The 13505-nt window shown below is 68.3% G+C and carries 14 protein-coding genes; 9 read left to right on the plus strand and 5 right to left on the minus strand.

The genetic code is table 11. The features are described from left to right. Window positions 1–50 precede the first annotated feature (50 nt). Entirely contained in the window at window positions 51–980 is a 930-nt protein-coding gene (gene hemC / locus FB390_RS25860; protein WP_141811287.1) for a hydroxymethylbilane synthase, read from the plus strand. A 127-nt stretch (window positions 981–1107) separates the two neighbouring features. Here the strand turns inward: hemC and FB390_RS25865 are convergent, their stop codons facing one another. Continuing rightward, the gene (locus FB390_RS25865) at window positions 1108–1947 is read right to left on the minus strand and encodes an IclR family transcriptional regulator (protein ID WP_141811288.1); all 840 of its coding nucleotides are present in this window, start codon (window positions 1945–1947) and stop codon (window positions 1108–1110) included. A gap of 241 nt (window positions 1948–2188) precedes the next feature. Between FB390_RS25865 and FB390_RS25870 the strand changes: the two genes are divergently transcribed. From FB390_RS25870 to FB390_RS25905, 8 genes are all read left to right on the plus strand, one after another. Continuing rightward, window positions 2189–2665, plus strand: coding sequence for a flavin reductase family protein (locus tag FB390_RS25870; RefSeq protein ID WP_141811289.1), 477 nt, complete (start codon window positions 2189–2191; stop codon window positions 2663–2665). A 114-nt stretch (window positions 2666–2779) separates the two neighbouring features. Further along, a complete protein-coding gene (locus tag FB390_RS25875) occupies window positions 2780–3931 on the plus strand; it encodes a 3-ketosteroid-9-alpha-monooxygenase, oxygenase component (RefSeq protein WP_141811290.1) in 1152 nt (383 codons plus the stop codon). An 11-nt stretch (window positions 3932–3942) separates the two neighbouring features. Then, window positions 3943–4170, plus strand: a complete 228-nt coding sequence (locus FB390_RS25880; RefSeq protein WP_141811291.1) for a hypothetical protein — start codon at window positions 3943–3945, stop codon at window positions 4168–4170. Between the two features lie 64 nt (window positions 4171–4234). Continuing rightward, window positions 4235–5242 carry a ferredoxin--NADP reductase gene (locus FB390_RS25885; protein ID WP_141811292.1) on the plus strand — a complete coding sequence of 336 codons (1008 nt, stop codon included), beginning with the start codon at window positions 4235–4237 and terminating at the stop codon, window positions 5240–5242. Between the two features lie 13 nt (window positions 5243–5255). Then, a complete protein-coding gene (locus FB390_RS25890; protein ID WP_141811293.1) occupies window positions 5256–6140 on the plus strand; it encodes a VOC family protein in 885 nt (294 codons plus the stop codon). A gap of 31 nt (window positions 6141–6171) precedes the next feature. Beyond that, window positions 6172–7383 carry an LLM class flavin-dependent oxidoreductase gene (locus FB390_RS25895; protein ID WP_141811294.1) on the plus strand — a complete coding sequence of 404 codons (1212 nt, stop codon included), beginning with the start codon at window positions 6172–6174 and terminating at the stop codon, window positions 7381–7383. After that, on the plus strand, window positions 7383–8414 hold the full coding sequence (locus FB390_RS25900) for a zinc-binding dehydrogenase (protein ID WP_141811295.1): 1032 nt from the start codon (window positions 7383–7385) through the stop codon (window positions 8412–8414). The genes FB390_RS25895 and FB390_RS25900 overlap by 1 nt, the downstream gene beginning before the upstream one ends. A 244-nt stretch (window positions 8415–8658) precedes the next feature. Then, window positions 8659–9384 (plus strand): dienelactone hydrolase family protein, encoded by a 726-nt coding sequence (locus FB390_RS25905; RefSeq protein ID WP_141811296.1) that lies wholly within the window; start codon window positions 8659–8661, stop codon window positions 9382–9384. Window positions 9385–9511: 127 nt separating this feature from the next. On the opposite strand, the gene FB390_RS25910 is transcribed toward FB390_RS25905, so the two are convergent. From FB390_RS25910 to FB390_RS25925, 4 genes are all read right to left on the minus strand, one after another. Then, a complete protein-coding gene (locus tag FB390_RS25910) occupies window positions 9512–9718 on the minus strand; it encodes a hypothetical protein (protein WP_141811297.1) in 207 nt (68 codons plus the stop codon). A gap of 94 nt (window positions 9719–9812) precedes the next feature. After that, entirely contained in the window at window positions 9813–10577 is a 765-nt protein-coding gene (locus FB390_RS25915) for an SMP-30/gluconolactonase/LRE family protein (RefSeq protein WP_246124212.1), read from the minus strand. A gap of 278 nt (window positions 10578–10855) precedes the next feature. Continuing rightward, window positions 10856–11488, minus strand: a complete 633-nt coding sequence (locus FB390_RS25920; protein ID WP_141812035.1) for a VOC family protein — start codon at window positions 11486–11488, stop codon at window positions 10856–10858. A 273-nt stretch (window positions 11489–11761) separates the two neighbouring features. Continuing rightward, window positions 11762–13018 (minus strand): phthiocerol/phthiodiolone dimycocerosyl transferase family protein, encoded by a 1257-nt coding sequence (locus tag FB390_RS25925; RefSeq protein ID WP_141811299.1) that lies wholly within the window; start codon window positions 13016–13018, stop codon window positions 11762–11764. Window positions 13019–13505: the final 487 nt, after the last annotated feature.

A 13505-nucleotide genomic window follows, 5' to 3' on the forward strand; every position in this document is an offset into this window, starting at 1 on the left:
TCTCCTGCCCTCGCCGTCGGGGCGCACACCCCCGGAGTAGTGTGCACGCCATGTCGCGGACGCGCATCATTCGCATCGCTACCCGATCCAGCCCCATGGCGCTCGCGCAAGCCGAGCACGTGGCGGCGCTGCTGGCCGGGCTGGGGGTGGACAGCGAACTGGTGAAGGTGACCACCGCGGGCGACCGGTGGATGGGGGATCTGTCGAAACTCGGCGGCAAAGGCGCGTTCGTCAAGGAGATCGACCTCGCTTTGCAGTCGGACCAAGCCGATCTCGCGGTGCACTGCCTCAAGGACATCCCCGGCGACATCCCGGTGCCCGAGGGGCTGGCGTTCGCCGGATATCTCGCCCGCGAGGACGTGCACGACGCGGTGATCAGCGCGAGCGGGGCACGGCTGGCGGACCTGCCGGAGGGCACCGTCGTCGGCACCAGCTCGGTGCGCCGGAAGGCGCAACTGAACCTGCACTTCCCGCACCTCACCGTGAAACCGTTGCGCGGCAACGTGAACACCCGTTTGGCGCGGCTCGAGGAGGGCCACGTCGACGTGCTCATCGCGGCGGTGGCCGGACTGCACCGGGTCGGCCAGGAGCACCGCATCACCGAGATCCTCGACCTCGACACCATGTGCCCGCCGGTCGGCGCGGGCGTCATCGCGCTGGAGTGCCGCGCCGACGACGCCTGGCTGCTCGACGTCGGCGGCGAACTGGACCATCCGGAGACGCACCGGCACGCCGACGCCGAACGCGCCATGCTGCACGCGCTCCAGGGCCACTGCAACTCCCCCATCGCCGGCTACGCCACCACCGACCCCGCGGGCCGACTCACCTTGCACGGCAAGGTCTTCTCCAGCGACGGCACCCGCTGGCTCGACGCCAAACACTGGGGCGTACCGGAAGACCCCCAGGCCCTCGGCTTCTTCGTCGGCGCCGACCTCCTCCGCCAAGGCGCCCGCGCCCTCATCGATTCCATCCCGCACTAGCGCCGCACGTCGACCCGCGACGCCGCGCAGGCGACGCCGGGCTGGCCCGAGCCTGCTCCGAACTGGTTGTCGCGGAACGACGAACGGGCAGGGTTACGCCGGACGGGGCGGCGCGATGCCGAACGGGTCAGCGCCAGCGGGCGTGGCGCGGGAACAGGGCGCGGCCCGCTTCGTGGGCGACCTCGACGAGAACGCGGGCCAGGCGGGCGGTGTCGAGCGCGGGTCGCTCGCCGCTGACCTGACCGGACAGGGACAGGGCGGCGATCGCGGCGCCGCGCCCGCGCACCGGCACGGCCACGCACGCGATGCCGCCGACCGACTCCTCGTTGTCCACCGCGACACCCTGGCGGTGCCGGATGCGGTTCAGTTCGCGGTGCAATTCGCCTCTGTCGCAAACAGTTCGGGCAGTCAGCTGGGGCAGCCGATCACGGAACGACGCCTCGACGATGCTGGGTTCCAGCGTCGCGAGCAGCGCCTTGCCCAACGCCGTGCTGTGCGCGGGCATGCGGCCGCCGAGCCGGGTGGGGATGGTCGCGGCCAGGCGTCCACCCGCCTTGTCGAGATAGAGCACCTCGCGTCCGTCGAGCACGCCGAGGTGTCCGACCATCCCGGTGCGCTGACACAGGTCGTGCAGCAGCGGGCTCACCACATCGCGAATCTCGTTGTGGTCGGCGGCGAGTCCGCCGAGTTCCAGGGTGCGCATACCGAGGCGGTAGCCGCCGGGAGCGTGCGCGAGCCAGCGCAGGCGGATCATCTGGTCCAGGATGCGATGCACGGTGGAGCGGGGCAGACCGGTGCGTTCGGCGAGGCCGAGCAGGGTCAAAGTCGGTGTCGCGCCGTCGAACGCATCTAGGATCAGCGTCATTCGTTCGATCATCGACACCGGCGGCTGGGCCGGCTTGGCGGTCGCACGACCCGTACCCGTCCACTCGCCGGACTCGGGATGGGTCAGCATCTCGACCGTCATGGCTCACCTCCATTGTGTAGCGCATCAAGCTTAGAAGTATTTCTATTAGGCATGTGCATTTTCGGCACAAGTGTTTGTGTCTCCCATCACAGTGCCCGGCCCGCGTCGAGCCCGAATCCCGGAAACTACGGAGATCGGTACGGATCTTCTCGGTAGCCGGAACCCGTGCTTGACAGCCCCGGCACCCCGCCGCCTACGGTCATGACGAAACGGAATATTTCTAGTCGAAACTAGGAGCACCATGGCCGTCGATCTCGACTTCAAGGCCGTCCTGGGCCGGTTCTGCACCGGCATCACCGCGATCACGGCGCTCGCCGACGACCAGCCGCTGGGCTTCGCCTGTCAGTCGTTCTCTTCGCTGTCGCTGGATCCGCCCGCGGTCGCCCTCTTCCCGGCCCGCACATCCACCACTTGGCCGCGCATCCGCGAGGTCGGCCGGTTCTGCGTCAACATCCTGGCCCACGACCAGGAAGACGTGTGCAGGCAGCTCGGTCGCAGCGGCCAGGACAAGTTCGCCGACCTGCGCTGGCGCCGCTCCCCCAACGGCTCGCCGCTGCTGGAGGGCTCCATCGCCTGGATCGATTGCACCCTCGACCGGGAGGTCGACGGCGGCGACCACACCATCGTCGTCGCGCACGTCACCGAGCTGAGCGAGCAGCGCGACGCCGCGCCGCTGCTGTTCTACCGCTCCGGCTACGAGCGGCTCGCGGTGGTCTGAGGGTCCTCCCGATCAGTGAGACCACGCCTACCGGCGCCGCGAGCGCCGTCACAGCATCGAAATAGCCCGGAACGACATAGGCCTGAGCGAAATACCTCTGGAGGACCCGACATCATGAGCACGGCGAACACCGACGATCAGGTGCGCGTGATCGACACCGGCGCCCCGCCCGCCCGCTACGCGCGCGGCTGGCACTGTCTCGGCCTCGCCGACAGCTTCCGCGACGGAAAGCCGCACACCATCACCGCGTTCGGCACCGAACTGGTGGTCTTCGCGGGCACCGACGGCACGCTCAACGTGCTCGACGCCTACTGCAGGCACATGGGCGGCAACCTCGCCGACGGCACCATCAAGGGCGACACCATCGCCTGCCCATTCCACGACTGGCGCTGGAAGGGCAACGGCCGCTGTGCCGCGATCCCCTACGCGCGCCGAGTGCCGCCGCTGGCCCGCACCAAGGCGTGGACCACCCTCGAGCAGAACCGGCAGCTGTTCGTCTGGCACGATCCCGAGGGCAATCCGCCGCCGGAGGACATCACCATCCCGCGCATCGAGGGCGCGTTCAGCGACGAGTGGAGCGACTGGACCTGGAACCAGATCGTCATCGACGGCGCGAACTGCCGCGAGGTCATCGACAACGTGGTCGACATGGCGCACTTCTTCTACGTGCACTTCGCCTTCCCGACCTACTTCAAGAACGTCTTCGAGGGCCACATCGCCAGCCAGTACATGACCTCCATCGGCCGCGAGGACGTGCAGGGCGAGCTGGCCAAGGAAGCGGGCGGCAAGAACGTGCTGCACTCCGAGGCGCACTACTACGGCCCCTCCTACATGATCGACAACCTGGTCAACGAGTCGAACGGCCAGACGGTGGAGGCGGTGCTGATCAACTGCCACTACCCGGTGACCCCGACCAAGTTCGTGCTGCAGTACGGCGCGATCGTCAAGAAGCTGCCCGGTCTCGCGCCCGAGGAGGCCGATGCGATGGCGGTCCGGTTCGCGGGCGGGCTCGGCCGCGGTTTCGAGCAGGACGTGGCGATCTGGAAGCGCAAGACCCGCATCGACAACCCGCTGCTGTGCGAGGAGGACGGGCCGGTCTACCAGCTGCGCCGCTGGTACGAGCAGTTCTACCGGGATGTCGCGGAGGTGGACGAGAAGATGACCGCCCGTTTCGAATTCGAGGTCGACACCGCCCGCGCCGTCACCGCGTGGGAGGCCGAGGTCGCCGACAACCTGGCCGCCCAGCGCGCGAGCAGCGGGGCGTGAGCGGGAGCGCCATGGATGCTGTCATGTGCCAGGCCTGCGGAAACCGGGTCGCCGTAGTCAAATTCAGCCCGGCGCACACGAGCGTGCAGTGGACCGCCGCCGCCGTCGGACAGTGCGCCGAACTCGGCCGCAACGGCGACGGACCCGTCTCTGGGTGCGCCGCCTTGCGCCGCAGCATCGATAACGCCGTCATCGCGGGCGCGCTGGGGCTCAGCACTCGGGAGGAGGATCTGCTGTGAAGGAACGAACCCTACACGCGGCGGCTCTCCTCACGGCCGGGTCGAGCGCAGGCGAGGTGCGGCCGTGAGTATCCGGTTGCGCGTGGCGCGCGTGATCGCCGAGACCGCGGACGCGGTGTCGCTGGAACTGGTCCCGGAGTCCGGCCCGCGGCCCGCGTACCGGCCCGGGCAGTTCCTCACCCTGCGGATCCCCAGCGATCGCACGGGTTCGGTGGCGCGCTCGTACTCGCTGTCGAGCGCGCCGCACGAGGACGGTCCGCTGAAGGTCACCGTCAAGCGGACAGCGGGTGGTTACGGCTCGAACTGGTTGTGCGACAACGCCACCGAGGGCATGGAGCTCGAAAGCCTGCCACCCGCAGGCGTGTTCACCCCGGACTCGCTCGACGACGATCTGCTGCTGCTCGCGGCGGGCAGCGGCATCACACCGGTGCTGTCCATCGCGAAATCCGCGCTGGCGCAGGGCAAAGCACGCTGCACACTCGTCTACGCCAATCGAGACGAGCGCTCGGTGATCTTCGCCGGTGAGCTGGCGGAACTGGCCGCGGCGCATCCGGACCGGCTGACGGTGGTGCACTGGCTGGAGGCCGTGCAGGGCCTGCCCACCGCGGCTCAGCTGCGGACGCTGCTCGAGCCGTGGGCCGACCGTGCCGTCTTCGTGTGCGGGCCGGCGCCGTTCATGGACGCCGTCGAGTCGGCGGCGGCCGAACTCGGCGTCGACCGCGTGCACTCCGAGCGATTCGTCTCGATAACCGGCGACCCGTTCGCCGCCGTACCCGTCACCGGTGACGCGACGGAAGATGCCGCCGCGGTCACCGTCGACATCGACGGCGAGACACACGAACTCGGTTGGCCCCGCGAGACCGTGCTGCTGGATGTGCTGCTCGCCCGCGGCATCGAGGCGCCGTACTCGTGCCGGGAGGGCGCGTGCAGCGCGTGCGTGTGCCGCCTGCGCGACGGCGAGGTGAAGATGCTGCGCAACGACGTATTGGAGAAAGAAGACCTGGCCGACGGCTATGTGCTCGCCTGCCAGGCGATTCCGGTCACCGACACGGTCCGGATCACCTATGACTGAGGAGAACCACCCCATGCCTGTCATCAGCTCGCTCGGTTATGTGAAGGTCGCTGTCAGCGATCCGCACGCCTGGCGCACCTTCGCCTTCGACGTGATGGGCTTCGCCGAGGGCAGCGGCCCCGATCCGGACGCGATCTACCTGCGGATGGACGAGCGCGGCGCCCGCCTGGTGCTGGTGCCCGGCGACACCGACAAGGTGCTCGCCGTCGGCTGGGAGGTCCGCGATCATCGGGCGCTGGCCGCCGCGCGTGACGCGGTGCAGGCGGCGGGGATCGAGGTCACCACGCTCTCGGTCGAGGAGGCCGACGCGCGCCGGGTGGAAGAGGCGATCGCCTTCACCGATCCGGCGGGCACGCCCGTCGAGGTGTTCCACGGTCCGGTGCTGGACCACAGCCCGGTGGTCACCCAGCACGGAAACCGTTTCGTCACAGAGGGTCTGGGCCTCGGCCACGTGGTGCTGCCGGTGCCGGATCTGGACGTCGCGTTCCGCTTCTACACCGATGTGCTGGGCTTCCTGCCGCGCGGCGCGTTCCGGCTGCCGACCCCGCCGGAGTACGGCCCGATGCGGGTGCGGTTCCTCGGCGTCAACCAGCGCCACCACAGTCTGGCGCTGATCCCCTCTGGCGGGAAGGAGGGCTCCGGCCTGGTGCACATCATGGTCGAGGTCGACGCGCTCGACGACGTAGGCCGCGCGCTGGACCGGGTCGGCAAGGCCGGTTACCACCTGTCCTCCACGCTCGGCAGGCACACCAACGACAAGATGATCTCGTTCTACGTCCGCACTCCGGGCGGCTGGGATCTGGAATACGGCACCGAGGGGCTGCTGGTGGACGAATCCACCTACACCGCGGAGGAGATCACCGCGGACAGCTACTGGGGCCACGACTGGTCGCGCTGACCCGCGCGAACCCGAAGTCAGGACAACTGAATTGAGCGACACCGCATCGTCCGGACCCACCCGGTTCGGCTTCTTCCTCGCCCCGTACCACCCGCTCACCGGCAATCCCACGCTGCAACTACAGCGGGATCTGGAGTTGGTGGAGCTGGCGGACCGGCTCGGTTACGCGGAAGCCTGGGTCGGCGAACATCATTCGGCCGGGCTGGAGATCATCGCGGCCCCCGAGGTGTTCCTCGCGGCCGCGGCGCAGCGCACCAGCCGCATCCGGCTCGGCACCGGCGTGAACTCGCTGCCCTATCACCAGCCGCTGATGCTCGCCGACCGGCTCTGCCTGCTCGACCACCTCACCATGGGCCGCACCATGATGGGCGTCGGCCCCGGCCAGCTGGCCACCGACGCGGCCATGCTGGGGATCGATCCGGTGCGGCAGCGGGACATGATGCACGAATCCATGGCAGTGCTCGTGCGGCTGCTGCGCGGGGAGACGGTGACCGCCGAGACCGACTGGTATCGGTTGGGCGAGGCGCGGCTGCAACTGCTGCCCTACCAGCCGGGCGGCATGGAAATGGCTGTGGCGTCCACTATTTCGCCTTCCGGTGCGGTGCTGGCCGGTCGGCACGGCGCCGGGCTGCTTTCGCTGGCCGCCTCGGATCCCAGCGGCTACGAGGCGCTGGTGCCGAACTGGAAGGTCTACGAGAAGACCCTGATCGAGCACGGGCACGCGGTGGACCGTTCACGGTGGCGGCTGGTCGCGCCGATGCATCTCGCGGAGACGCGGGAGCAGGCGATGCGGGACGCCGAGTGGGGCGTCGGTCATCTCGTCGACTACATCGAGAAGCTCAGCGGCCGGACCGCGCCGTGGGGACAGTCACCGCGAGATGCCGTGCGGCAGTGGGTCGGTGAGGGCTTCCCGGCCTTCGGCCGCGCCACCATCGGCACACCGGACGACGCGATCGCCACCATCGAGAAGCTCACTGAACAGTCCGGCGGCTTCGGGACCTTCCTGCTGCTCGGGCTCAACGTGGCGGACTGGGAAGCCACCCAACGCTCGGCGCGGCTGTTCGCCGAGCATGTGATTCCGCACTTCACCGGAGCCAATCGGAACCGGATCGCGTCTTTGGAGTGGGCGAATGCCAACAGCGAGCGCATGATCGGCGGTTTGCAGGCGGGCATCCAGAGCGCCTTCGACAAGCACGGCAAGACGCTGGCCGCCGCGCTGGGCGCCGACGAGGAGGTCCGCTGATGCGCGCGGTGGTGATGCGGGATCGCCGTCTGGTCGTCGACGAGGTGGCCGATCCGGTGCCCGGGCCCGGGCAGGTGCTGGTGGAGACGGTGGCCTGCGGGATCTGCGGATCCGACAAGCAGGCACTGGATTTCACCGACGAGTTCCTGCAAGCCTCGCGCGACAGCGGTGTGCCGACCTTCGAATTCGATCCGACCCGGGATGTGGTGCTCGGCCACGAGATCGCCGCCCGCGTCGTCTCGGCCGGGCCGGACACACCGCACGAGCCCGGACAGCTCGTGGTCGCCCTGCCGTGGGCGGTGGACCACGCCGGGCAGATCCACGGCGTCGGATTCTCCAACGAATTCCCCGGCGGTTACGGGGAACGCATGGTCTTGCAGGCCATGGCGCTGGAACCGATCCCGGAGCACGTGCCACCGCAGGTCGCCGCGCTGACCGAGCCGCTCGCGGTCGGCTTCGGCAACGTGGCGCGTACCGGGATCGGACCGTCCGGCTCGGGCATCGTGATCGGTTGCGGCCCGGTCGGTTTGGGCGCGGTCGCCGCGCTCGCCGAACGCGGCGTCGCACCCATCGTCGCCTCCGATCCGTCGAAACTGCGGCGCGACACGGCTTTACGACTCGGCGCGCACCGCGTCGTCGACCCGGCGGTGGCCGATCCGATCGAAGTGTGGCGCGAGGCCGCAGCACCCGGGCAGCTGCTGCACATCTGGGTGTGCGCCGCGGTGCCCGGCCTGATCAACGACCTGATGTACAAGGCGCCGCGCCAAACCACCATCCTGCAGATCGGCGCGGTGATGACCGACGACGTCATCCGCCCGATCGTCGGCATCTACAAAGACATCTCGCTACAGATGTGCATGGTCTACCCCCACGAGGAGTACGCGAGAACCCTCACCCGCATCGCCGACGGCACCATCGACGCCGCCTCCCTCATCACCGCCGAGGTAGGCCTCGACGGCGTACCCGCCGCCATCGACGCCCTCCGCAACCCGGACGCCCACATCCAAATCCTGGTCCGCCCGGATCTGTGAGAGGGGTCGTGCGTCGGGCCCACCACCCCTCTGCCCCGGGCCCGACGCACGCACGCACGCCCTGACGGCGAAAACCTGTTGGCGGACCATGACGATCACTGCTACTTTTCCGGAAGCCGTGCCAGAGAACGAGGAGGTGGTACCCGTGAACGCAGTATCGACATGGGTGCTCCCCTCTGGGGTCACGGTCGGGCGATAGGTCGTCCGGGAGCGCCGCTCGAGAGCACTCCCGAAAGGCACGACCATGCAATTCACTTCCGAACAGCGCCTCGGCGACGGCGTCCTCGAACGCGCATTCACTCTCGGCGAGATCCCCGGCATCCTGTGGACGCCCGGATCCGCACCGGCGCCGCTGATCCTGCTCGGCCACCCCGGCGGACTGCACATGATGCACCCCCGGCTGGTGGCCCGGGCCCGGCAAGCAGCGGCGGAGGGCTTCGCGGCGGCCACCATCGAGCTCCCCGGAAGCGGTGACCGGCCCCGTTCCGCCGCCGCCGAGGAGGCCCGCGCCGACCTGCGCCGGGCGGTGGAGGCCGGCGGGCCGGTCGACGACGAGATCGTCGACCGGCTCGTCCTCCCCCTGGTCGAAAAGGCGGTCCCGGAATGGCGGGCCGCCCTGGACGCCCTGCTCGCGCTGCCCGAGATCGGCGGCCGGGTCGGGTATTCGGGAGGGGTTATCTCCATCGGCGTCCGGCTGGCGGTGGTCGAGCCGCGCATCTCGGCCGCCGTCCTGTTCGCCGGGAGTTTCGTTCCCCGGGCCATCCTCGAGGAGGCCCGGCAGGTCACCATTCCGCTACACGTCCTGCTGCAGTGGGACGACGAGGGAAACGACCGGCAAATGGCGCTGGACCTGTTCGACGCGTTCGGCTCCAAGGAGAAGACGTTGCACGCCAATATGGGCGGGCACACCGGCGTCCCCCAGTTCGCGGGGGAAGAGGCGAACCGGTTCTTCGCCCGGCACCTGAAGTGAGGTCGGGCCGTCAGGCCGGCAGCAGACGATAAGACCTGACGGCCAGGACGCCGCTCATCGAGGACAGGTCCCGGCCTTCCTCGATGAGCGGTGACCAGCAGATGCATGCTCCGATGGTCATCGGATCTCACGGGGAAGGATGGATGTGTAGTCGTCGATTTCGTGTCCGGTCCGCCAGGGTCGCGCCGCACCCGAGGTCCACCAACGCCACCACAAGTGAAGGATGTTCGACGACCTTGCCGACTTCCCGAGCGGCCTCGATGCCCCGCATCGGTGCGGCCAGCGGCTGAGTCGACTCGATGTCGGGATGCAGGATCTCCGGTATCGGCTGCATGGACGGATTGCTTCTCGCAGAGCAGTTGGCCGGCGGCGACTCGACCTACGCCACGGTCGCATGCAGCAGGTCGTCTCGCGAACGAGTGTGTCGCTCAGAACCCTTGAACCGGTGTGAGATCCACGTCGGGGGGCGGGCGCAGGCGTCGGAGGGTGCCGTCGAAGGAAGTGATGTACAGCGCCGAATCCTCACCGTCAGGCCCGACGCGTACCGAACTCGGACCGGTCCAACCACTAGGTAAGGCCGTGGTGATCGCGCACGTTGCTCCCGATTCCGGGTCGATGCGGTGGATCGCACCCGCCAGGTGGGCGGCCAGATAGAGGTGGCCGTCGCTGGTTGTGGTCACGTCATCCGGGCCTGCCAGGAGACCGGGGACAGTTGTCACCACCGTCCACCGCTCCGGGGCATCCAGCGGAATCCGGTAGACCTGACCGGTGAACAGATCATCGGTGTACACGACCCGGTGATCCGGGCTCAGCGCGAGCCCTTCTCCGCGTGGCACCGGCGCCCAATTCGCGACGACCACACCGGATTCCGTGTCGTAGCGCGAGACTCCCCTCGACGGGCCGCCCTCGGTCCCGACCCAGGTCGTCAAGAAATCACCATCGGGCAACCGCAGCAGCCCGTGTCCCGGGAAGTCGGCTATCGGTGAGAGCTGACCTGTGGTGGTGTCCAGCCGCCACAACTTGCCATCCTGACGCGTGAGGACGTACAGGGCCGTCCCATCGAGCTGCAAGCCGCCCGGAGCGGCCAGGTTTTCGAGCACAGTTCGCACCTGCCCGGAACCATCGACGTGATAGACCTTCGTGCCCCCGGACAGATAGAAGCCGCCCTGCCCGTCGGGTTCGAGGTTCTCCAACTGCTCGAGACCCGAAGCTATGGTGCCGAGTTGCCAACCGGCGCAACCAGTTCGCGAATAACCGAACGCCGGAGCCGCAAAACTGGAACTCGCCGCAACCACCACCGCAAGGCACAGCGTCCGAATACACGTACCGGCGACCCCCATGCTGGAGAGCCTACGACATCCGACACAGCGATGCGGTTCTCGAACCGACGCACAGGGCATCCCGGTGCAGAATCGCGAGTCGCGGGCTCAACTGCCAGCCGCCGAATGCGCACGGCCCCAAGCCACTCGGCTCAAGCCGAGGTCGCCTCCCACTCGAACCCGTCCGGGTCGGCGAACGACCCGAAACCGCTGCCGATGACGATTCGGTGGGACCCGGTGCCCTCCGGCGCGACGCCGGCATCCTTGGCGGCCGCGCGGCGCCCGTAGAGCGCCAGCTTGACCGAAGACGGCGGGGTGGCGAACTCTACGTACTTGCTGCCGAAGCTCTTTCCCACGGCCAGGCCTCGGTCGATGTAGAACTGCTTGGTCGCCTTGACGTTGTCGACCCCGAAAAGCACGACGAAATCGTCGATCTCCCGGGTGGCAGGCCCGGTGTCCTTCTTCGCCGACGTCGCGATCTTCCAAATCGCCCCGTCCGGCGCCTGAACGACGCCGCCATACCCCCAGAAGCTCTTCTTGGCCGGCTTCAGCGTCGTCGCGCCCGCTCCGAGGGCGGTGCCGATGAGGCTGTCGACGGTACTCGGCTGCGACACCACGAGCGACAGGATGAAGCCACGGAAGCCGGTCGTCAGCGTCTCCGAGGCGCGGACTCGTAGCTTGTCGCCGAGACCGAACGCGGCGTCGTAGAAGTTGGCGGCAGCCGCCGGGTCGGTCACCTCGAGGACGACGGCGTCGATGGTGGTCTGATCAATGGTGCTGTTCATGGCGATAACGCTAGTTCCGGCCCGATGACCGGCGCTTCTCGATTCCTGACCGATAAAGTCCGTATCACCGCCGACCTGGGCATTTTCCGGGTACACCCCTGCTTTCTACGATTTGCACACGACCCACAGCCCGAGTGCCGCTGCCGAATATTTCCGATGCTGACCGGAAACCCGGATCGGGGAGGCATGCGGGCTCTAGTTCGGCCGCCATCCGGCAATGGCCCGGGTTCGCGTCGTTCGACGTCGAACCCGGGCCGCGTTACTCGCGCGGAGTCACTGCGGGGAGCGGGTTTCGACCGCGGAATGCAGTGTCGCCGTGAGCAGTTCGATGCGACGCTGCTCCTGTTCGGCGGTCTGCGGCTGATGGTGGATTTCGATGCTCAACCGGCCGTCGTAGGTGCTGATGACGCAGGTGTTGGCCGCGGGCCTGCGCCCGGTTCGGTCCGGCTTCGCGATGAAGATCGAGCGGAAGTCGTCGATACGCAGATCCTTCTGCGAGGGCAGTTGCGGCACCCTGCCCCAGTTCGTCGCCACCACCATCCCCGGAATCTTGGGTGGACCCGCCGCCGCCACATCGGGGATCTGCAGGGGCGTCTGCTGCACGAACCCCGAGGCCACGGCGCCCCGCAAGGTATCGCAGACACCGCGGGCCAGGCCGATCAGGGTTGTCCCCGCTTCCGCACTCGGGACATAGTTCGCGAATCCCAGCACGTCGGTGCCGTCGGTCAAGCCGATCGGCGGGCTGACCCTGGCGCGGAGATCGACGGAGTACAAGTACATGAGCTCGGTCAGCGGCAGTGCCCGAACCTCTGCCTCCATCAGCAGGATCGCCGCGGACACCAGCCCGTGCATCGTCACCTGTTCGCGGTGCCCGAGATCGACCAGCCGCGCCGTCGCCTCCTCACTCAGACGGCATCGCGTCGTCTGGGGCATCGGATATCCCGGGGCGATGTCGTCCGGTGCGGGCGCGGCGGGGATTGCCGCGGACTGCGGCGCCGGTGCGGCCGCAGCCGGAGTCGGGAACTTCTCGATGCCACGGGCGGCCAGCAGCACCTCGACCGGATCCGGATAGGGATGGACCTCCGCCACCAGTGGACCGCCTTCTGCGGCAGCACGATAGAACGACCACAGATCGCCGAGGATGGCGAGGGAGTGGTACGCATCTGCCACACTGTGATGGATCACCAGCGTGACGCTCGCGGTGTCGCCGTCGCGGACCACGCACAGCGCACCGACCGCTACGCTCTGATCGAACTTCGCGCCTGCGAGCAGCTGCTCCGGATCACCGTCGACCACCGAGATTTCCGGCGCAGCCCCCGGCGAAGCCACCAGGACATGCCCGCCGGTCCCGGTGGCTTCGAGACGAGCGCCCAGAATGGGATAGGCGCGAACGACGGCGTCGAATGCCGTCGACAACGCGCTCAGGTCCAATCGGCCGGACACTCGAGTCGAGTAGCCGACGAAGACCTCACCGAAGGCGAACATCTGTTCGCTCGGCGCCAGCGGGCGTATGACGCTTGCTGTGGACATGTAGTTCCCTTCAGATATTGCGTATCGCCCCCGGAGAACCGAGCCACCATCCACATGTCCGAGCCTGTGGTCGCCCCCGACGTCGCTACCCCGAATCCCCGGGTGCTGCCGAGTCTTTCAGGTCTCGAGGCTCGCCGTTGCGGCAATTCCCACATCCGCGGTAAGCGCAACCCGTCGGCGACAACGGCGCCACGCGCCGCGCCGCTGTCCCGGACGCCACTGTGTCGCAGTGGTTCTCGCGATGGCTGGTCGGACGCTCGCGATGGCCGGGCGGCGGCTGCGATCACGACGGCACTGGTCTACAGGTCGCGGTGGTCGGCGTTGGTGCGGATGCGTGAAGCCCGAGCTGCCCAGCGAGCCGAAATGGGTTCACATGTAAGACACCTCACCAACCGTGGATCTGGCTACCATGAGTGAGCCGCGCCACTCTTGGCGCGCAGACTCGTGAGAAGCAGGCAGAGGCACCACCGCATTCTGTCGGCATCGA

The sequence above is a fragment of the Nocardia bhagyanarayanae genome, assembly GCF_006716565.1.
GTDB classification, from domain to species: Bacteria; Actinomycetota; Actinomycetes; order Mycobacteriales; family Mycobacteriaceae; genus Nocardia; species Nocardia bhagyanarayanae.